The 20,650-nt window shown below is 47.7% G+C and carries 15 protein-coding genes; 6 read left to right on the top strand and 9 right to left on the bottom strand.

Annotated elements, in window-relative coordinates:
* The 6 genes from AC1931_RS03795 to AC1931_RS03770 form a co-directional block, all read right to left on the bottom strand.
* Positions 1 to 2,592, bottom strand: a complete 2,592-nt coding sequence (locus AC1931_RS03795; RefSeq protein WP_483875897.1) for a response regulator — start codon at positions 2,590 to 2,592, stop codon at positions 1 to 3.
* Positions 2,592 to 3,455, bottom strand: a complete 864-nt coding sequence (locus AC1931_RS03790) for an HDOD domain-containing protein (protein ID WP_483875896.1) — start codon at positions 3,453 to 3,455, stop codon at positions 2,592 to 2,594. The genes AC1931_RS03795 and AC1931_RS03790 overlap by 1 nt, the downstream gene beginning before the upstream one ends.
* Positions 3,445 to 3,789, bottom strand: a complete 345-nt coding sequence (locus tag AC1931_RS03785; protein ID WP_483875895.1) for a hypothetical protein — start codon at positions 3,787 to 3,789, stop codon at positions 3,445 to 3,447. Before AC1931_RS03785 ends, AC1931_RS03790 begins: the two co-directional genes overlap by 11 nt.
* 1,174 nt (positions 3,790 to 4,963) lie before the next feature.
* Entirely contained in the window at positions 4,964 to 6,403 is a 1,440-nt protein-coding gene (locus tag AC1931_RS03780) for a sigma-54-dependent transcriptional regulator (RefSeq protein ID WP_483875894.1), read from the bottom strand.
* A 1-nt stretch (position 6,404) separates the two neighbouring features.
* On the bottom strand, positions 6,405 to 8,333 hold the full coding sequence (locus AC1931_RS03775; protein WP_483875893.1) for an ATP-binding protein: 1,929 nt from the start codon (positions 8,331 to 8,333) through the stop codon (positions 6,405 to 6,407).
* Complete coding sequence (locus AC1931_RS03770; RefSeq protein ID WP_483875892.1) at positions 8,330 to 9,058, bottom strand: substrate-binding periplasmic protein; 729 nt, start codon at positions 9,056 to 9,058, stop codon at positions 8,330 to 8,332. Before AC1931_RS03770 ends, AC1931_RS03775 begins: the two co-directional genes overlap by 4 nt.
* 327 nt (positions 9,059 to 9,385) lie before the next feature.
* Between AC1931_RS03770 and AC1931_RS03765 the strand changes: the two genes are divergently transcribed.
* The 6 genes from AC1931_RS03765 (at position 9,386) to AC1931_RS03740 (ending at position 18,963) form a co-directional block, all read left to right on the top strand.
* Complete coding sequence (locus AC1931_RS03765) at positions 9,386 to 10,084, top strand: 4Fe-4S dicluster domain-containing protein (RefSeq protein ID WP_483875891.1); 699 nt, start codon at positions 9,386 to 9,388, stop codon at positions 10,082 to 10,084.
* A gap of 12 nt (positions 10,085 to 10,096) precedes the next feature.
* The gene (locus tag AC1931_RS03760; RefSeq protein WP_483875890.1) at positions 10,097 to 13,147 is read left to right on the top strand and encodes a molybdopterin dinucleotide binding domain-containing protein; all 3,051 of its coding nucleotides are present in this window, start codon (positions 10,097 to 10,099) and stop codon (positions 13,145 to 13,147) included.
* A gap of 457 nt (positions 13,148 to 13,604) precedes the next feature.
* Entirely contained in the window at positions 13,605 to 14,060 is a 456-nt protein-coding gene (locus tag AC1931_RS03755; RefSeq protein WP_483875889.1) for a DUF3192 domain-containing protein, read from the top strand.
* Positions 14,061 to 14,134: 74 nt separating this feature from the next.
* Positions 14,135 to 14,428: a hypothetical protein gene (locus AC1931_RS03750; RefSeq protein WP_483875888.1), complete on the top strand. Its 294-nt coding sequence runs from the start codon at positions 14,135 to 14,137 to the stop codon at positions 14,426 to 14,428.
* Between the two features lie 384 nt (positions 14,429 to 14,812).
* Positions 14,813 to 16,420: a hypothetical protein gene (locus AC1931_RS03745; RefSeq protein ID WP_483875887.1), complete on the top strand. Its 1,608-nt coding sequence runs from the start codon at positions 14,813 to 14,815 to the stop codon at positions 16,418 to 16,420.
* On the top strand, positions 16,417 to 18,963 hold the full coding sequence (locus tag AC1931_RS03740) for a phospholipase D-like domain-containing protein (protein ID WP_483875886.1): 2,547 nt from the start codon (positions 16,417 to 16,419) through the stop codon (positions 18,961 to 18,963). The genes AC1931_RS03745 and AC1931_RS03740 overlap by 4 nt, the downstream gene beginning before the upstream one ends.
* A 148-nt stretch (positions 18,964 to 19,111) precedes the next feature.
* On the opposite strand, the gene AC1931_RS03735 is transcribed toward AC1931_RS03740, so the two are convergent.
* The 3 genes from AC1931_RS03735 to AC1931_RS03725 all read right to left on the bottom strand — a co-directional run bounded on the left by AC1931_RS03735 (position 19,112) and on the right by AC1931_RS03725 (position 20,442).
* Complete coding sequence (locus AC1931_RS03735) at positions 19,112 to 19,363, bottom strand: hypothetical protein (protein ID WP_483875885.1); 252 nt, start codon at positions 19,361 to 19,363, stop codon at positions 19,112 to 19,114.
* 51 nt (positions 19,364 to 19,414) lie between these two features.
* Positions 19,415 to 19,750, bottom strand: coding sequence for a hypothetical protein (locus tag AC1931_RS03730; RefSeq protein WP_483875884.1), 336 nt, complete (start codon positions 19,748 to 19,750; stop codon positions 19,415 to 19,417).
* A 479-nt stretch (positions 19,751 to 20,229) separates the two neighbouring features.
* Positions 20,230 to 20,442: a helix-turn-helix domain-containing protein gene (locus tag AC1931_RS03725; RefSeq protein ID WP_483876164.1), complete on the bottom strand. Its 213-nt coding sequence runs from the start codon at positions 20,440 to 20,442 to the stop codon at positions 20,230 to 20,232.
* Positions 20,443 to 20,650 lie beyond the last annotated feature (208 nt).

Here is a 20,650-nt window from a genome sequence, read left to right as displayed (position 1 = left end):
TTAATGTGTTAAATGTTCATCAATCAACAACTGCAATTTATCGTAATGGCTGACAAGCAATGCGAATTCTTGCTGCAGAGTCTTAATCTCATCGACTTTCCCTGCCTGTTCCATAGTGCTGCAAACGTTTGCCAGATAGTGACTGCCAATATTGGCAAAAGCTCCTTTAATTTTATGGGCCTGAAGTCCAGCAGAGACTGTATCACAACGCCTGATATGTCGTTTGAGAGTATCTATTTCCGCCGGAACAGTACTGACAAATTCCGCGAGGATTTCATTGGCCAGCGTCCGGTCATCCATTAAGCGTTTTAATAGATCTTTGTAGTCAAATAATGCCAAGATTTGTTCCCCTTTCTCCGGCATTTCTCGGTGTTCTTCTTCGGCTACGGTGTGCAGCTGTTCAGATGCCGACAATTCGGTTGGAAGGTGCTGATGGATGATATTCACCAGTATCGTTGGATCAATAGGTTTGGTCATATAATCGGTCATGCCGGCGGCCAGGCAGCGGTTCTTATCGCTGAGCATTGCGTGAGCGGTCATCGCAATAATCGGTATCGGAGGATTGCCGGATATGGCTTCTGCTGCCCGGATCAGCCGGGTAGCCTCAATTCCGTCGACCTCCGGCATTTGAATATCCATAAGGATCAGATCAAATCGGTTGCTGTTGAAAGAATTTACAGCTTCCCGACCATTGGCAACGATGTCAAATTGAAAACCGTAGCGTTTCAGTAGCCCGGCGGCAACCTGTTGATTGACAGCGTTGTCCTCCGCCAGTAGCAGCCGGACGTTGCAACGCTGAGGGCACGGGCGACGAGGTTCTGATAGCTCTGATCTGACTTGAATCAGAGATTGTTCATTGCTGTCCGGATAAAGTAGCTCAACAAGTCGGCGAGGCAGAACCGGTTTGACAAGAACAGCGGCAAAGTTATTGCGCTGGTCAATACGGACTTGAGCACTAAAACCGAAACGGATCAGTAAAATCCGTCGTGGAGCAACACCGACAGCCTCCACTTCTATTGCTTGTGACAGCTCCTCGGCAGTCATGTCCTGCAGATCCTGCTCGATAAACACCAGCATGTAAGGCTGCTGTTCCCGTTCGGCACGTTTGAGCTGTTCGATCGCTGCTTTGCCGGTTTCGACACTGTCGACTTGCTCTTGATAACGGCGGCATAGATCTGCCAGAGCAGCACAGCTGTACTCATGGTGATCAACGATGAGAATGCGCTGTCGGTTCAGGTCAGGCAACCTTTTTGGTTCGGGCTGGGACGCTTGCAGCAACAGTTTGACATCAAAGCAGAATACTGTCCCGCGGCTGTTGGTCTCACTTTCAATGCTGATAGTCCCTCCCATCATGTCAACCAGCTGCCGTGAAATAGCGAGTCCCAGTCCGGTGCCTCCGTATTTGCGTGATATGGAGGTGTCGAGCTGATTGAATTTGGTAAACAGTTGATCCTGTTTGTCTAAGGGGATGCCGATGCCGCTGTCGCGCACGGTAAATTGGAGTCTGACATCTTGTACCTGCTCATCGATCCGGCATACCTCAACCAGGACATGCCCCTCATCGGTGAACTTGATCGCATTGCCGACAAGATTGACTAGGACTTGTCGAAGTCTGACGCCATCGCCATAGACCAGGGTCGGAACTTTTTCACCGAGAGAGCAAACAAACTCCAGATTCTTTTCGTGAGCGCGCAGAGAGACAATGTCACAGATCTCCGAAAGCATTTGCTCCAGGTCAAAGTTGGTCGGATCCAGTTCAAGTTTGCCTGCCTCGATTTTCGACAAATCAAGGATATCATTCAGCAAATCGGTCAAGGATGTTGCACACTCCTGAATGCTTGACGCATAGCGTAGTTGCTCCGAATTGAGGGTTGTCTCCCGTAACAGGTGCGTCATCCCAATAATGCCGTTCATAGGGGTGCGGATTTCGTGACTCATGTTGGCGAGAAAGTCACTTTTGGCCTGATTAGCACCCTCAGCCGCTTCACGGGCGATAATCAGGTCGCGGGTTCGTTCGGCGACTTGGTCTTCAAGAGATGACATCTGTCGCCGGAGCATCTCATAAAGAACACAGCTCTCCAGAGTGTAGGAACAAGTTGTCAGGATGATAGAGAGAGCGCTTAAGCGAGGCGAATCAAGATGGCTGCAATGTTCCGGTAGCAATGCGACAAACATGCCGCGAACACGGGAACGGGTTTCCAGCACATGCAGTAACAGAGTGCGGTTATTGCTCAAGGGAGAAAGCTGCGCCTGATTGCGATTCAGAGCCCAAGAAAATGAACCATCCAGGATTTTTTCATCAATAAACTCCTGCAGGTTTTTCCGATCAGCGTCAGGGGTCTGACAGGTGAGGGAGAAGGTGCCGTCATCCTGTGATTCGAGAAATCCCATGAGCGGAAAAGCAATCACTTGTTGAATCTGTTCTGCGGTGATTGCAAAAATCTCTCTCACGGATTGAGCCTGAGCCAGACGCCAATGAAATTCACCACTGCCGGTTAATAGATCAAGAATCGCGATGTAATGTCGATTCGATTCTTCAAGGAAGTCGATCCGTTGGTGTAGGTAAGAATTGTCAGATCCGGAATCGAGCATCACTGATCCTGTAAGATGCTCAGAATGTCGTGAAGTTGTAACTCCGACTGGGTTACGACAGTTACCAGAGCGTTCAGCGGGAAATCAATCAACTCCCAGCTTTTTTCATCGAGACAGACCATCGGGATGTCGAGATCCGGGCCCCAGCCAAAGGCCTGACAGATTAAGTCGGCTAGATGAATAATTGCTGCGTCACCAGTATTACTGAGAGGGTGCGCCGGTTGATGGTGAAAAGAGGCTGTGCGGGCGAGGCCAGGGGGTAAGTTCCAGGATTCCAGCAATGCACCACCCAGTTTGGCGTGATCAAAACCAAGCAGCTCCTGTTCGATGATATGCAGCGGATACTTGTCGCTCATGGCCCTGGTAACAGCCCGTTCTGCCAGTTCAGGGAGCGACATCCACAAGAGCATACGTCCGATATTGTGCAGAATGCCGGCAACAAAAAAACGATCGATATCTGCTTCTCGAAGAAAAAAAGCGATATTTCTGGCAACCACTGCGCAGCTGATACTGTGACGCCAGTGATGTCTCAAACGACGTTCAGCGTCGGGCTGCACAGCACAAAAATTGGTTTTTACAAGACTCACTGCCAAAGCCAGATCGCGGATTTCGCGGGTACCGATCAAGGTGACGGCACGTTGGATCGAGGCCACTCCGTTGAAACCATAGAGAGGGCTGTTGGCGATTTTGAGTAAGCGTGCCGTTAGCCCCTGATCTTCAGAGATGATTCGGGCGATGTCCTGCATAGATGTGCGAGGATGATTGATTGCTTCGTTAAGGCGCTGGTACACTAAGGGTGGTGAGCAAAGTGCCGATGTTGAGGCGATCAACTGCTGCACTGTCGGCAAACTTTCAGATTTCACCAGCCGTTGCCTTTCTGGTTGCAGCCAGTCGCAACAGCTCCGCAATCAGGGGATGAGCCAGATCATTGAGACGAAAATGGGGTTGCAATTGCCGCGCCGCTTCAATAATACGTGCCTGTAGCTGTTCATTGTCATTTCCTGCATCAGCACTGCTTTCGGAGTCATTCGAGGAGCAGATCTCCACCTCTCTGATACCCCAGGTACGGAATGCCAGCAGATGCTGACTGTTCAGAACGGTTCCTTGCGCCGCCAGAAGTCTTCCACTTCGGTTGCGTACATCAGCCGCCAAGGCCAAGCCTGTCTGGAGAGTGTCAAGGGATGCCAGGGTCGCCATGTTTCCTGCTGTTAAGTATTGAAAAAGGTTTAAATCCTGCTGCGGAGAGTAACACTTACGAAAATAATTGTAAACAACTAATGAGCACAATGTATAGTTAGGAATGACGGTTTGGATGTCGTCCAGAACGTAGTAATGACCTAATGTTTAGAGTTACAAGTGCTCTGGCCAAAGAAAGACGGCTGTTGAAAGAGCTACTTGTGCCGATCGGCAATTCCAAATAAAAGTCGTTGTAAAAAAAAGGTAGCCATCCTGGATTTTGTTTCAAATTGTATTCGGCTCCGAAAAACCGTGTTGACCAGTCTTTACTGAATACCCTGCATTGCCAGAAAGCCCGGTGGGGTCGTCAGGCTGATTTTCTGCTCAACACGGTGCTTATTGGCCAGAGGATGGGCCAAAAAGGACCTGAGAAAATAAATTACCCTTTCGGTCATTTATTGCTTGCAATTGATAACGGCTATCAATATAGTCTTAATCAACAGAACAAAGCTTGTTGTGGCAGGCGAGCCAAGTTCCTCTTCATTTACCTCCTCCTTTCGTAGTTAAGAAAGCCAGTTGCGGCACCTCCCCGCAACTGGCTTTCACTTTTTCTGATTCTGTAAATTATTCCCCACGTGTATAGATCCGGGGCTTTTTTTTGAGATGGCATCTAAACTGTAGGGATTATTTTTATGCTAAACAACACCCTGAAAACGACAGCAATTTATATATGGCTGACAATGTTACTTGTTTTTGCGGTTAGCTGTACAAGTCCAAACAGTGTCGTGAACTCGACACAGAAAACGAATACCCCTTGCTCCATTGGATGGTATCAGTCTATAGAAAAGAAAGTAACAACCGGAGATGGCCACGGACACGGCCCAGATATAGGTTCGGATGAATGGAAGTCTGTGATCGAATTCAAACTTGGTATTCGTGGCAATTCTACTGTTCCGCAACGCGACAGCGACGCTTGGTGTCGATATATCGACCATCTCGTACAGACTGAATCGTTATTGGCCAACTAGACACTTCAGAGTCTCGCAAGTACCGCATTACCAGAAAATCCCACCTGGTGATCCTGACGGGATTTTCATGTTCTTATAGTTGTTATTTATAGGATGTGCCCCGTCCCTTGTTTAACCGGCCTAAACCATCAACCCAATTTAGAGAATAGTGCATCATAATTGGAAAATTACCTAACTTCTCCATGTTTTTCATGTCTTTTCAGACGCTTACTCAGTGCCTGGGGGCTTATTCCAAGCAACCGGGCAGCAATATTTTGATTGCCGCGCGCCCGCTTCATGGCTTCTGCAACACCGAGTTCAGTCATCTGCTTTAGCGTCGGCAACCGATCAGGAAACACCATCGCCTCTTCACTCGTCCCCTCCTGATCACTACCTGCCGTAAAGCTGCCCTCAATCCTACTGAAACCAATTGCCTTTTTAAAAGATTCCATGGAAAGCTTTCTGGATTGATGAAGACTGACCGCATCGAAAACCATCGCCCTGAGTTCCCGGATATTGCCAGGAAAATGGTAAGTAGACAGCAGAGTTGACAATTCATCCGGTGGCGTCGGTTTTTTCTTGCCAAGAGCGTCAGCCGCCTCCTGAAGGAAATGATCAAGCAGCAGAGGTATATCTTCAGGGCGGTCACGTAGTGGTGGAATCTCAATATGGTGAGAATGCAGACGATAATAAAGATCCTTGCGAAAGGAGCCTACCGTCTGCATGGCTGACAGATCCCTGTTGGTGGCAAAAACAATTCGGGCCTGAAGCCGTTTTGGTACATCAGCACCCAGCGGAAAGTATTCCCTTTCCTGCAACAAACGCAAAAGCTTGACCTGGGATGTGAGGCATAAATCTCCGATTTCATCAAGAAAAAGGGTGCCTGATGCAGCTTTTTCAATAGCACCACTGCGTAAGGCATCAGCGCCGGTAAAAGCACCGCGTGAATGTCCAAAAAGGGTATCGGCGAATACGTTATCATCCAGACCGGCCACATTGTGTGCTACCCAGGGTCCATCAGGACGGCTGAGCAGATGCACCGCTTTTGCCACAAGCTCTTTACCAACGCCACTTTCGCCGGTGATCAGTACCGGCTCGGAGCTGGCAGAAATAGCCTCAATATAACGAAAAATCGCATGCATTTTCTTGTGGCGGGTAATGATCGGCGAGAAAGCCTCATGATACTCAGCATCTTCGGCTAGAAAACGCTCCTTTAACTGGCGGTTTTCCTGCTGCAATTCAGCGTGACTCAGTGCTCGGCGGATACCTGCAACCATCCGCTCCTGCTCGGTCGTTTTAACAAAATAGTCAAAAGCACCTTGCCGCATACAACGCACTGCGGTCTCCAACTGGTTCATACCGCTAAGAATAATCACAGGAACCGCCGGGTGATGCTGTACGATCAGCGGCAAAAGCTCCAGACCGCTTACATGGGGCATATTCAAATCAAGCAGAACCAGACTGATATCTTCAGTATCCAGCAGACCCATCACCTCACGGCTGTCATGACAGATACGCAGGTTGTTGATCCCTGCATTCAATCGCAGATTCACCGTCAGGCCATGGAGCCATGAAGGTTCATCATCTACAAGCAGTATCGGTAAAGAAGGATATTTCATAACCGTCATCCTACCGCTCACCCCTATGTGCCGGCAGCCTGATCGTAACCGTTGTCCCAGCACCAGGGCTGGAGGTTATTGCGATGGTGCCGGCGTGTTTTTTGATGATGCGCGCCGATATGGATAAACCAAGACCGGTACCACCGCATTCACGTTTGGTGGTAAAAAAAGGATCCATGATGCGTGGAAGGTCATGTGCCTGGATGCCATTGCCTTCGTCACGAACTGTCACGATATTCTCGTTATTCTGCGCATCGTAGCCTGCGGCGAGTTCGATGATCTGATGCTCCGCACAAAGAGCCTGACAGGCATTTAGAATCAGATTGACAAGCACCTGTTCAATATCCTGACGGCGTCCTTTCATTGGTTCCAAGGTTGAAAAATAGCACACATTAAAATCAGCTGCTGCTTTCTTGATAGACCCTTCCGTCAGCCTGGCCGCAGCATTCACGGCATCTGCGAGGTGAAAAACTTCCTCGTCAGTGGTATTTTCATTACGGACAAAATCCTTAAGGTCTTCTACAATTCTTCTAATCCGCTCGGAGCCATCCATAATACCGTTAAGCAGAATCGGTGCTTCGGCCAGCAGTTCTGTATAGGTCATCCCGCCAAGCTCAAAGTCGCCATGCTCTTTACAGTATTTTTCAAGAACAGGAAAACTTGCATCAACGATCTGCTTAAGTAGCGGGGCATTGAGAAGAATCATCGCATTGGGATTATTAATTTCATGGGCAACGCCGGCTGACAGCTCTCCCAGTGAGGCCAGGCGACTGGCCAATTCTGCTTCCCTGGCCAGACGAATCTTTTCAGTAATTTCACTGCTCCATTCAATGACATTAACAACTTTTCCATCCTTGTCCTTCAATGGGAACACTCTCTTTTCCCACACTCGCCCATCTGACGTTTTACGCGTGCCCTCCAGCGCTTGACCCCGTTCGAAGCAGGCCCTGCCCAGACAATCGTCACAGGTCGACGAAAGACCCTGCCAGATCTCATAGCAATGGCGGCCGGGAAGTTCAGTCATCTTCCGGTTCAGCAATGTTGCAGTCCCTCGGTTGGCCCAGATGACCCTTAGATCGGGCGTCAGCAGGGTCAAGGCATCAGGAATTCCATCCAGTATCACCTGGAATTCCTGATATAATTTCTTATACCGCTGCTCACTTTCACGTAAGGCCGACTCAACAGTTGTGCGTTCATTGATCTCGTGGCGTAACTTTTCGTTGTTATGTTTCTTTTCCTGAAACAAGGCATTGAGCTTTGTGCTCATTTCGTTGAAAGCGCTGATTACTTGATCCAGTTCATCGCCGGATCCTATTTTTCTCCGGGATCTTTTTAATACCAGAGGACTCTCTTCCTTGTCCGGATCATATCTCCTGGCATATTCCGACAAACTGTTGAGATGCCGACCAACCAGCAGATAAAAAATAAAGAGCATAAATACAGAAACAAGAAAGGTTTTAACCGCCAACGTAGAAAAAATGATCAGGGCGCGATCAACCAGTCGCTGATGAACACCATGGAGGTCGGCGACAACAAACAATTCTCCAAGGTCGATTTCCTGATCGCGGTAGTTATAGTTCAAGGGAAACCAGCGTTCGATTGTATTGGCCTGACCTTTGGTGCCCACAGAGATAATTGTTTCTCCATGGCTCTTGATGCCCAGATAGGCGATATCGGGCAACCTGAGTAATCCGTCCAGTTGTATCTTCAAGAACGAATCGTTAGATACCCACAATGTTTGTTTGATGCTTTCCAGCTGACTGGTTTCTATCTGTCCAAGGCTCTTTTCAATACTGTTGATATCACGATTATATTCGAGATAAAGCTGGATAGATGTACCGATCAGCGTAATAACTGAACTGCATAAAAACAGATAGACGACCAGATTGCGGGCAATACTGTCTGAAGAAAAATCAAAAACCTTTCTGAATGCATTCACTGAGCTTCACCAACAGCAAGGGTTGAAAGGCGGTTCGCAAAAATGCGTTGAAAGGTTCCGTCCTGCTTCATGGCTTTCAGTACCGTCACCAGAGGTCCCACCAGATCACTGTGGACACGATGCAGATAGAGATACATGGGCTGCACCTTCAGTGGCAGAGCTGCTTGGAAAATATCCTGCAATTGCATGGTCTGAATAGCATGCAGTCCCGCCAGACGCTCATAGATAACAAGATCGGCTCGGCCCTTTTCCAGAAGGGTAAAGAGCAATTCAAGGCTGTCGACCTTCGTCAACCGGGAATGGACGGCCTTCTCTTCAAGTATCTTCCACCCTCTGACGATGCCGACACTGTAGCCTGAAAGATCCTCCCAGTCATTCATCTTGATCTGGGAATTCTTACTGAACGCAACAAATTCGAAATTGATCAATGATTCGTGAACCTGTACCAGATCAGGATAGTCATTCTGCAAGCCATCAACCCGAATCAGATCACCGTCGTTGATTCCACTGGAGGCACTGAGCAGTGAACGTTCTGCCGGCAGATGGGTAATCACTGCTTCTCTTCCAAGGCGCGCAAAGGCTTCTAAGACAATCTGGTCAACAATACCTTGTTGCGCCGGGGTCGATACCGGCGGTTCAAAGGCACTGCCGATATAGAGTGGGGGTTGCGCATAAAGGTGAGGCCCCAGCAAGCTCAGCCATATCAGCAGCAACAAGATTTTCATATCGAAAAGAACACCTTTCCTGGCGATCAAGATAATATCTGGTGATATTGATAAGATCACATGAAACAAAAAAAATGCAAAGGTATCAACAAAAGTTAAATCATCAACTTTCGTTCACTCCTCCCGCACCTGTCACTAAATCTGCGTTTCGACCATATCGGGTACAAATCACAACAACCATGGTTGATCCCTTTAGTTTCCACTAAAAATAATTTTGTTCTTTGTTTTCAGCATGTTGAAGCTCAGCTTAAAAATGGCATCAGGTTTGCTCTAGAGAGAGTGCATTCATTCTATCGCTTAAGCGCAAAACAACGAAAGGAGGAAGTAATGATTAATCGACGTACAATGCTGAAAGCTTTGGGGTCAAGCGTTACCCTGACCTTGATCCCGACAGCTCACATTCTGGCCGGCAATGACAGGGATTCTAAAAAACCGGGCATGGTTATCGACGTACGACGCTGTACCGGTTGTCTGTCCTGCAGCCTCGCCTGCGCCATCGAAAATGGCACGCCGAAAGGGATGTCACGTAATCAGGTTCGCCAATTTTCGATTCCGCACAATGATAGTTACGGAACCATGGCCATCCCGACCCAATGCGGCAACTGCGAACAGCCGACCTGTACGGAACCATGCCCGGTAGCAGCTACAGGAAAAACCAAGAATGGTGTTGTCTATATCAACCAGGATACCTGTATCGCCTGTCAGATTTGCGTAGAACACTGTCCATATGGAGCACGGGCAGGTGATAATGAAGCCAGGCTGCCTCCTGAAAAATGTGATTTCTGTATTGCCAGATCCAGCCATGGATTGCTGCCGGCCTGTGTTGAAAGCTGTGCCGGCCACGCCAGGATTTTTGGTGATCTGAACAATCCCGAATCAAAGATCGTGCAGACGATAAAAAACAATCAGGTGTACACCATGCTGGAGGCAAAAAGAACAGGACCGAAAATTTATTACATCGGTTTACCTGAAACTACAGACGACCAGAAAGTACTGACCCTGAGTTATCTGAACTGGCAGAGATAAGGAGAATTATATATGGACCGCAGAAAATTTATGACCAACATCGGAGTTGCTGCCGGAACCATTGCTGTTGCCACCACCGCAAAAGCTTCGAACTATGTAAAATCGAAAGAAGACCCGCCCATAAGCTCGGTTGCAAAAAATGCGTTAACCCCAGAATTTATAGTCGATGAAGCGACCGGTGATTTTTCTCAGACACCAGGACAACGGATGGCATTTCAACGCTGTTTCGGTTGTTTTGACAATTGTGGACTGCGCGTTCGGGTAGATGATAAGACCGACAAAATCCTGCGCGTCAATGGTAATCCCTATTGCGAAAACAACAGTGGTGACCCCCTTCCCCTGGATATGCCGGTGAAAGAAGCATTTAAACATCTGACCGGTGATCCGGGCCATAACAATCGCGCCACAACCTGTGGACGCGGGACGGCCGCCACTGATTCCGTTGACGATGAACGCCGCGTCACCCAGGTTCTTAAACGGGCCGGGAAAAGGGGGGAAGGAAAGTGGAATACGATCCCCTACGAACAGGCCTTAAAAGAGATCGTCGAAGGTGGTGATCTTTTCGGTGAGGGCAAAGTTGCAGGCCTCAGGGAGATACGGCAACTGGACAAAGAAGCAGCGCCCGGTCAACCGGAATTCGGCTCGGCGGCCAACCATCTTTTTTCTACCTATCTTGGTGACAATGCCGCCCGTTCAAACTTCTACACCCGGTTTATGATTAATTCCTGGGGAACCAGTAATATCGGCAAGAAATCCGCCTACTGTGGGGCGCAACAACGCCTCGGCCTGGCCCTTGCCGCCGTTGACCCACACCAGGGCGCCTGGCATGCCCATCCTGACTGGAAAGAGGCCAAATATGCCATCTTCCTGGGAACCAGTCCCGGCAACTCCGGCAACAGTCTCAACAGCCTCGGGCGCCAGCTTGCCGATGCGCGGGTCGACAACAATTTCAAATATATCTCGGTTGACCCACTGCTGCGCACAACACCCAGCGCCAATGCCGGCGGTGAATGGGTTCCGATCAAACCCGGGCGTGATACTCCGTTTTTATTTGCGTTGATGAGGTTGGTTTTTGATAACAACTGGATCAATGCACATCACCTGTCAACAGCTAATGCGGCAGCAGCAAAAGCCAAAGGAGAACTTCATCACACCAACGCCAGCCATCTGGTAATTACCGAGCCGAACCATCCGCAAAACGGCAAATTTTTAAGCGGATCAGCAATCGGTCTGACCGGAGAAAACCCGGTTGTTATCGACCCCCAGACGGGGAACCCCGCTGATGCCGAGACGGTGAAGGATGGTGAGCTTTTTGTCGACCAGACCCTCACCGACAAGGATGGAAAATCTCTTAGCGTAAAAAGCTCTCTTACCATTCTCAGAGCGGAAGCCCAACGCAATAGCCTTGCAACCTACGCAAAAGCGACCGGCATCAGTGAAAAAAAACTCAGACAGATCGCCAGAGATTTTACCAGTCATGGTCGTCGATCCAGCGTCATGCTGTCCACTGCATCGAGTAGCGCCGATGGCTTTGTGACCGGCTGGCTGACCGGTCTGCTCAACACCCTGATCGGTTCCCATCACGCCAAAGGTGGCGCTGCCTACTGGCTCGGTTTCCACAACGGCAACAAAAACGACCTCTACCAACTAGGCAAGATCGACGGAGGCTTTAGCGGCAAAGAAATCGGGATCACTGCCAGCCGGGAGGGGAAATACGAAAACTCGACAGAGTACAAAAACAAACGTGCCAATAATCAGCCCCTTTACCCCGCTAGTCAGCCGTGGATGGAGATCGCACCGGTCAAACATGCGGGCGAAATGCTGACCAGCCATGCCAATAATGATCCCTACCGCTTTCGCGCTTTTTTCAGCTGGCGCAACAACGTTACCTACGGTAACAGTGGCTTGAGTCAGGCGGTCATTAACAGCATGAAAGATCCTAAACAACTGGGCCTGAGTGTCGGAATAGACTGTCATTTAAATGAAACAACGAATCTGTGTGACTATATTATCCCTGACCTGTCAGCCCACGAGGAATACGCGGCGGATCGGATGTGGGGGTCAGAAATGAAGGGCTTTTCAGCGGGAGCCCCGGTGGTCAATCCGCGGACGGTCAAAGATCAATATGGCCGGCATGTATGTATGGAGCGTTTTCTTATCGATATCGCCCTAATGATGAATCTGCCCGGCTTTGGTAAAAATGCCATCAAAACCAGCGATGGCAGGCAAGTCGATCTATTTACCCTGGAAGACTGGAGTGCACGGTACCTTGCCAACGTTGCTACCATGTGCCAGAAGCTCCCGCCGGTTACAAAAGAAGACATGATCTGGTCCGGGGCGGAACGTGCGATGAAACCACTCAACGACAAATTGACACCGGCAGAACGTACCGCTGTTGCTGCGGTACTGTCACGAGGTGGCTATTATGAAGCAGAACCACGCTACAGCGGTGACTTCCTGAACGGTCATACGGGACGCTGCCTGCGTATTTATAACGAAGCGGTTACCAGTTTCATCCATGCCTACAGCGGCAAAGCCTATCCGGGCATCCCGACCTACCAGCCGAATCATTTCTGGAATGGTGACAACTGGGAAAAACACTGGCCACAGGATGAGTTTCCCCTGCTATTTTCAAGCTATAAATCGACTCTGCGCTCCCCCTACTCCGTTGCTTTCAAACGTACAGCAGAGTTCAGCCCGACAAACTATATCTACATGAATATCCACACCGCCAAAGAGCTTGGTCTTGCCTCGGGCGATAAGGTGAGAATTACCAGTCCCTCCGGCCAATCCACTGATGGTCAACTCCAGACTGACGAAGGAGTGGTCAAGGGAGCCATCTCGGTAGGGATGGGCTTCGGTCATACCCGGGGGTTTGGCGGTGATGATCGAATGATTGATGGCAAACTCATCAAAGGATTAAAGGAAAGGGCAACGGGCACAAGCGTAAACCCTATGTTGCCGACCGACCCGACTCGTACAGGTGAAAGCCTGTTACTTGATTACTGGACGGGTTGTACCGCTCGACACGGTGTCAGCGTCAAGGTCACAAAACTGAGCTGATCTGAGTTTGCCGGTCAGGTTGTGGTACTTATCACACAGCCTGACCGGCAAAATCCACTGTCTTTTCCCCCTTTGTGGATCGTCCGTAGCAGGAAGGGGATGAAACCTTCTTGTGCGTGCTGATTTGTTGGACGTTGCTCGGGGGGAAGTAACATCTGGAGTATCGCCCGGTCGAAAAATGTCTCAGAAGTTGGTTTGCCAAAATCTGGAGATTTTGCACATTGTAAAGTGCATATTCCTACAGACCCTGCCCAATAAGAAACGCCCTCGATCAGCTAATCGGGGGCGTTTCGTGTTCTGTGGGTGGTCATAAGCCAGAATGTGATAAACTTCAGCGAACAGAAACTATGATGCTCCCAATGTTGCCATATTTTATGCGAATCACTTCGCAAGTAAATCTGTACTTAAAAACATGATGTGACATTCTGCTCACAAAAAAAATCATAGGAACATAATCATGACAAAGAAAATCTGCCTAATTATCTATGTCTTGGTCGCGCTCACTGCTTGCGCGTCCGTGAAAATCGACCGGGCGATCGAGCAATACGAAAGTGCATCTTCGACAGTGCTATTAGGAGACCCCAAACAGAAGGTACTCGCCATATTGATGCCAACTCAGGAAAGGTTAGAATCAAGTGCTAGAAAGTCGTCAGAGTCGTATATGGCCGAAGGAAAGAAAATTGAGATATTCTACTTCAGATCTGGCCGACAACCTGATGGTCTGACGACTGATGATGAGTTCACACCGTATGTATTTACAGACGATGTCCTCACCGCTATCGGATGGCACGTATTGGGTGGTCCTAAGTCAATAGGGCGGGCCCAGTCAGATACGAACATCCACATTAATACACAGCAGAAGTGCACCACGATATATCAGTCTACTAAAGGGTACCAGACCATTTGTAGGTAATGAAATGACACTGGACTAAAATCAATATCTTTGCGGTTCATTCATTTTACCATTGTTAAGTCAAAGGAAATCACATGCCGAGAAAGAGAATTAATGAAATTCAGAGTAAGTTTGACGATGTCTATAATTTTATTAAAAAAAATCCCGAATCGATCGTGGACAAGCTAGTTACAACAGGAGGTGTTGATTTTGCGTGCGAAGCCAAGGTGGCTAAAGACCAGCGAAGATTCATCTCTCTACCCCATGGAAATCGCATCTATGAAGGAGATTGGGGATATTACTTCAATAGCATGGGGCAAGACGGACAGAGAATAGGGCAGTACAGTATCCCAATCAACAAAAGATACCTGGCATCAATCAACTCCTAACGAATAAAGCTTAGATGGCACTTGCCGGGATTTTCCTCCATAAAGTCTGCCAAGTCAAAATCATGAGATTCCTATGTGAAAATCGTCACTCTTTAAAGCTCATTGTATCGGGTTTTTCTCTGTTATCAAGGCGCTTCAATCAGCCTCCACTTTCCACTTATTGTGTTGAAGATAATATTCTCACCTATTGTTCTTCATTCAGCTTGATGCCTTCTTCGGCGGACTAAACGATACCTTCCTACAAACCCTGGCCTATTAGAAACCTACTCAGTCTGGCGACCGGGGGAAGGTGCTCAACAATCATTGCTTTGACTTGGTCACTAGTTTCATATAGATTTGAAAACATTCACAATAAGGCCTTCCTTGGGGGGGATTTCATAATCTATGCCTGACACAGCACCTGAATGGGTTGAGAATCAAAGTAAACCAACCAATGGTTTAGATCTGACAGGATTACGATTGCCCGTCGATGCAATCAGTACCTACCAACTGATCGGAATTACAACCGTCACACCCCGAATCCGCTTTCTCTCGATTCGGGCCTGGATCATCAAGACATTTGGTGAATCCGGGCTTCCCAACTCCCAAGATTCCTTTAGAGAATTCGCTTTTCGGGTCGAAACTGCCATCATACTGGCAACCCTTTTGGTTAACCGTCAACTGCTTTATCTTCCTGGGGTCACTAAGGCTTTGGATGTAATTGTCGCAGGTGGGGATTCCATCGATCTGACCCCCCTAGTCGACCAACCCGGTTTTACCCTCTATGCGGGCACCTCATACAATTTATTGCTGGGTTTTTCTCAGGACAACGGATCACCAGGCTTAACCCAGGAAAGAGGTCTTCCATTAGCGCTCACATTCGAGGATCTGATCAAGAACACTCGTTTTTTCAACATTTTAAAAGAGAATCCAAATGTTTCGAATATCCCTAGGGATGTCCTTGCTGAGTTGGGGCAGGCTATTAATCTGGAGGAAATCAGTGATACTGAAAGCTCCTGTTTGTTGTCGGCCCTCATGCCTTCCCACCCTGCAGAACAATGGGCTTCTCGGGAATTAAGACGCGTGGGAGCCTACTCACTGTTTCTCGAACTTGCCAAACAGCACCAGCGGAAACCTGTAGAAGACGATATCTTTAATGCTGCTTTGGCCGACGAAACGCCTCTGCCTAGTCATCTAACCTCGGTTCTTGATGGATATCTTTGTTACAGGATTCGTGATTCTCTGGCTGTTGTTCATGAAGCCGTACTTGGATTGGTTTGTAATGAGCTGGGCAGCTTTGAAGGGGCAGTGCATCACAATGAAATCATCCACAGCCTGGTATCCAGTGAAAGTTGCAATGAAGCTTTGTCTACCCTGGGCCTTTTGGCGGAGGAGGAAACAATATTTACAATACATTTCCGAACTCTATCTGAACGGGTGACAGCGCTGCTTCACAACAAAAGAGCTGCTCGCGGGTTATACCGATGGCAAGGGAACCTAGATGAAAACGTCCTGATTGAGAAGACTTTGAAGAACAGGGCGTTGGCAGCAGGCATATTGCCAGTAGTGTGGTTATTATGCCAAAACCGAGTGGCAAATGATGACCCAGAAGCATTTCCCCACATGAGGATATTGTTGCAGGCAGGTCTGGCCAGATTCGGTTTTAGAGAGGTGTTAATTCCTCAATTGGAGCTTTGGAACGCTGAAAATCCAATCCTTGCTGATATCATTTCCTGGCTTATCCAACGGACAGTTGATCAACATTTACGCATCGCTTGGTCTCGCATGTTTGCTGATATGAACAAGGATGTCGCCATTCTGTTATGTGACGGAGAACATTGGCAACATCGGTCTCGGTCCTATGAGGGAGGACGGATGGCGTCCAGAATCTCAGATGCTATTGGCTGGTTGGGTCAGTTAGGGTTTCTAAACGAGGACGGTCTTACCCCGAAGGGTCGGGAAGCATTGGACCATGGCTACGAAGTCTTAAATCGCTGCGGGAGTGAGAAATGAATCCTCGTCAGTTTTGCCGTGAATATACTTTCGCCAGAGCGCTTGCGTTGACTTATTCATTCGATCCCTTGTTTTTTGAACGAATTGTTTTAAGGGACCTCGGTTATGGGGGAAGCACGGATATCACTGTCGTGGGGGATCAACATGAATTGCAGAATGCGGTAACCCGCTATGCAGGTCAGTTCAACTATCTGGGGAAAAGTTACTTGCTCGCCCCGGCAGAAACCAGCGGTACTTTTCATCCTAAGCTTTTGTTACGGGTTGGTGGCAAAGGTGCGCGACTGTTGTTGGGGTCAGGTAATTTAACCTTTGGTGGATGGGGCGGTAATCGAGAGCTAGCATATCAGCTACGATTAGAGGCTCACCAGCCGGGATCGGCTGCAGCGGTACACCATATTCTGGAAAATGTATCTCCTTACCTAACATCCGAGGTAGGTAGAAATGCGCTGGATCGTTTACGGGATTACCCTTGGTTGGCTGCCACCGAAGAAGGGACTTCAACAATTCTCATGACGAAGCCGATGGAATCTTTGTCAACCCAACTTCAACGTCGCTGGGCGGGTCGCCGCTTTAATCGCATGCTGGCGCTGACTGGGTCAACAGATGAAGGGGGAGCGTTTATTACCTGGTGCCACGATGAGTTTGGCATTAAAGAGTGTGTTGTGGCAGTTTCTCCGGGAAATGCTTCTTTTGTTAAAAGCAAAATTGATCAATGCCCTGCGAAAGTGAGTTTGGCACCATTTTCTGGTAGCCAAATGCTCCACGCAAAATTTTATTGGTTCGACGGGCCAGATGGTTCCGCTGCCATTGTCGGTTCAGCAAATTGTTCAGGTGCTGCCTGGTTAAGATCACCAGTTCAAGGGAAAGGGAACATTGAACTCATACAGGTATATGACAACGCGAATGAAGACGATTTTGTAGATGTCTTGTCATCAATTCCGGAAATACGCATTGGCATAGAGCGCACTACTTCTACTGAAATAATAAAAAGAATGGCTCCGAGTTATTGGGTCAAAGCCATATATTTGTATCGGGGTCAGGGGTATTTAGAGGTTTTTTTAAACCAGGCATTAAGCGCAGATGCGACTACAGTCTTTTTAGGACCTGAAGGCGTAAATATTCATCTTGATGTAGGGGACAACGGACTGCTCACAGGACTCATACCTGAAACGATCGCTTGGCCAGAAACCACAGGCCTAGCCAAGGTCCGAGTTATTCTCGGTGAAATGACTTACGAAACCCCACTGCACTGGATCAATGATATGGATGCCATCATCCGTGCATCCCAGATTAAGCCGCCAGCAGAACCGTTCAAGAATTTGCCCAAGTCAGGAACGACATCTGAACATGAAAAAGTCATTTCTGACCTAGCAATGATCTCTGCATCAATTTTTTCAGAAAGTGCCGCCTACCGTGATCCTCCAAAGCGCAAAGTTCAAGACAGACGAACAAACGATCAACCGGCAGCCGAACCGGTAAAGCCGGAAGATCTAGTAAAAAGCTTGGATGATTTGGATGCCAGCAAAGGGGACTTGGCAAAAGAGTCAGGCACTGGCATCCATCTTTCGATGAATGGAATTATGAGGGCGTTGTTTGAAGAAGTCGAGACAACTAAGCCTAGTGAAGATGAGGGCTCCACAGCAAACCCTGAAGATTCCGAGAATGATCCAAGCGGAGAGGGAAGTAAATCACGAATCACTGGGAACCCGTTACCAAAAGAACGTGAGCCGCCAACAACTCGACATCAACAGCGACTAAAAGATGATCTGGACAGATTTTTTGATAAATTTTCAGCCCCAGAATTCTCCAAAGATTGTACTGCCACTAAGCTTGTTCAGGCTGCAGCGTATCCTTTAGCGATAGCCCTGTTAGGCGAACGGGGTGGCTGGTTGAACGCGGAGGAAGCCAGAGCTATTGTGACACGTGTCGTTGATATTTTATTAAACCGGCAGCGGACAGAATGTGAAGACGTTGGCCTGCTTGCCGAGGTCAGGAAACGTTATCTAACGAATGGACAAGATGACATATTCCTTCAGGTCGTAGGTGATGGCACCCTATGGGTAGCCCTTTTGGCAGTCTTAGCTCGGCTATCATGGGAGCAAGATAATGATAAGTTCGAGAGGGCCATCAATATTTATCAGGTTTACAGTTGTGAGATAATGCGAACAGATACCTCCATAGGAAAACTCACTTCTCTTGTAACGCGGCTTGATGTAGAAAGGGCACGTGAATTAATTGCCTCAGAAGCTCCCCGCCTAGCAATTGCTGTAGACACTATCGAACAAATATTGAAAAACAACAGAGAGACATTACTCAAAGAGCAATCGTCAAAAAATCACCTTATTGGAGATCATATATGGCACCCTGTGGCAGGTTGGGGTGTTGTTGCTGGCATGGGCTCAGCGTCAACAATGGAAGCCTATTTACACCTTCGCGGGGAAACAAGGAAGGTTGCAAGAAAAAATTACTATGTTAATCTACGTATTGCAGCCGAGAGTTCAGCAGAGCTAAAAAGGAATCTGGACATAATTCTGGAGAGTTAAAAGGTAGGCAGAATATTTGTGTAGCACAGTCGATAAAGATAAAGATCCAAGGCAGGTTGAAACATTTTTACATACGTTTGTGCTTAGGGAGTTTGGCTAAATTTACTGAGAATGGTTTAACAGCAACTTCCATCTAGTCACAAGATTTTCAATGAGATGGACCAAAACGACTCATCAAATATTCAGAACGCTCTAGTTCCGACCCAAACTCAATAACGTCCACCAACTTTATTCCTTCAAGGTCATCTGCCGGAAGAAGGGCAGACATGGAGCTTTCATCAATAATTACAAGAAACTTTCCGTCATTCTCTGAAGTATAGATTGAACCACCTTCAAAACCGCGATATAGGACTCTTTCCGACGGCAATTGGCCGTTTTTCTGTTTGTTATCGTCACTCATGCCTGCTGTACCTCTCTAAAGTGAACCTGCCGCTTTTTTTTGGATGCCAAATCAGTAGATTTCACCTTCCTGTACTTTGCTTCGTATTGCCTCGACAAGAGCGTGGATGTAAATCATAGCTTCGCGATCGGGATGCTTCTCAAAATGCCGCCAACGCCTTTGCTCAAAAAACAAACAAGTTCTCAACTCCGTTTGTGAGAGTGGCAAGCCCTTTTTCTCTTGCCAAGACTGCAAGCTGTTATTGCCGATCTCGGAGCACTGATCAAACGATCCCCAACAACCATACCCATCAAAGGAACGGGCGAAGCGGTCAATGACGCCCCAGTATTCAGCATTTGGCGCAGGGATGTCTTTGTCAGTGAGATTAGTGTTTGCTATTTGGTCCATTTTTGTACCATAGATTTTCCAATGCCATTTAAACAAAGAAGGCTCACGAAATAAGTATTTTTTCGCAACGCGGCAATCGTAGAAGCGTCAGTTGCTATGCCCCCCGTTTAGGTGACCTAAGGAACGTATAAGAGGGCCGGCATGGTTACTTCAAATTCAGGCTATCTATAAAAAATGGTGCTGTGGCTTCCAGCCTGGGAAGGCTTGGCTGATAAAAGTTGGATGGATTTCCGCAAGATCTCTTGGATGGTTTTGATCAGAATAAGCAAGTGCAAGTGAGTTGTCTGGAAATTCGTTAGTAAATTTAAAAACCCATATGCAGAAACATCCCCCAGCACATTTCTTCACTGATGGTCAACAGAACAGCAAATTATTAAATGTAGGGAGTGTTGAAAACATCAACAAAACATCTTCTTCATTGTCTAAATTTTACTCGACTTCACATCATTAGGAAACCTAACAAAATAATTCCTATTTAATCAATTGTTACAGACCTCATCATCAGAAACATATTCAACTATATCTTCCACCCGGCAACCAAAAAATGCGCAAAGGCGTCCAATATTGTCTGTCGTCGTATTGTAACCCCTCTGATTTAAAATTCTGGATAAGGTTGGTCTCGTAACTTGAGATTTCTCAGCGAGTTCACCAATGGAAAGTCGGCGTCCTTCCCGAAACTCCCAATCAGACATCAATTTTTTTAAGTGAAAACGAATCAATTCATCCTCCTTTTTTCTTCAAGCATAGCGGAATTTTTTAAGCTTTTCACTGAATATTTGCGCCCAGGAAGGAAATTTAAATCAATTATGAACAAAAATGCTGAAATGAACTTGACAGATTTTTATGAATCATATATGATTTATATAAATTTAAAGGGCCCATATTCGATCTGAGCATACT

The sequence above is a fragment of the Pelovirga sp. C15f genome, assembly GCF_057178085.1.
Note: the sequence above shows the minus strand (reverse complement) of the source record. Positions and strands in the feature narration are given on the sequence as shown.

What these genes read in the sequence shown, in the direction of transcription:
- AC1931_RS03795 (WP_483875897.1), bottom strand. Translation starts at nt 2,592, where the DNA reads ATGCTCGATTCCGGATCTGACAATTCTTACCTACACCAACGGATCGAC.
- AC1931_RS03785 (WP_483875895.1), bottom strand. Translation starts at nt 3,789, where the DNA reads ATGGCGACCCTGGCATCCCTTGACACTCTCCAGACAGGCTTGGCCTTG.
- AC1931_RS03780 (WP_483875894.1), bottom strand. Translation starts at nt 6,403, where the DNA reads ATGACGGTTATGAAATATCCTTCTTTACCGATACTGCTTGTAGATGAT.
- AC1931_RS03770 (WP_483875892.1), bottom strand. Translation starts at nt 9,058, where the DNA reads ATGAAAATCTTGTTGCTGCTGATATGGCTGAGCTTGCTGGGGCCTCAC.
- AC1931_RS03765 (WP_483875891.1), top strand. Translation starts at nt 9,386, where the DNA reads ATGATTAATCGACGTACAATGCTGAAAGCTTTGGGGTCAAGCGTTACC.
- AC1931_RS03760 (WP_483875890.1), top strand. Translation starts at nt 10,097, where the DNA reads ATGGACCGCAGAAAATTTATGACCAACATCGGAGTTGCTGCCGGAACC.
- AC1931_RS03755 (WP_483875889.1), top strand. Translation starts at nt 13,605, where the DNA reads ATGACAAAGAAAATCTGCCTAATTATCTATGTCTTGGTCGCGCTCACT.
- AC1931_RS03750 (WP_483875888.1), top strand. Translation starts at nt 14,135, where the DNA reads ATGCCGAGAAAGAGAATTAATGAAATTCAGAGTAAGTTTGACGATGTC.
- AC1931_RS03745 (WP_483875887.1), top strand. Translation starts at nt 14,813, where the DNA reads ATGCCTGACACAGCACCTGAATGGGTTGAGAATCAAAGTAAACCAACC.
- AC1931_RS03740 (WP_483875886.1), top strand. Translation starts at nt 16,417, where the DNA reads ATGAATCCTCGTCAGTTTTGCCGTGAATATACTTTCGCCAGAGCGCTT.
- AC1931_RS03735 (WP_483875885.1), bottom strand. Translation starts at nt 19,363, where the DNA reads ATGAGTGACGATAACAAACAGAAAAACGGCCAATTGCCGTCGGAAAGA.
- AC1931_RS03730 (WP_483875884.1), bottom strand. Translation starts at nt 19,750, where the DNA reads ATGGACCAAATAGCAAACACTAATCTCACTGACAAAGACATCCCTGCG.
- AC1931_RS03725 (WP_483876164.1), bottom strand. Translation starts at nt 20,442, where the DNA reads ATGTCTGATTGGGAGTTTCGGGAAGGACGCCGACTTTCCATTGGTGAA.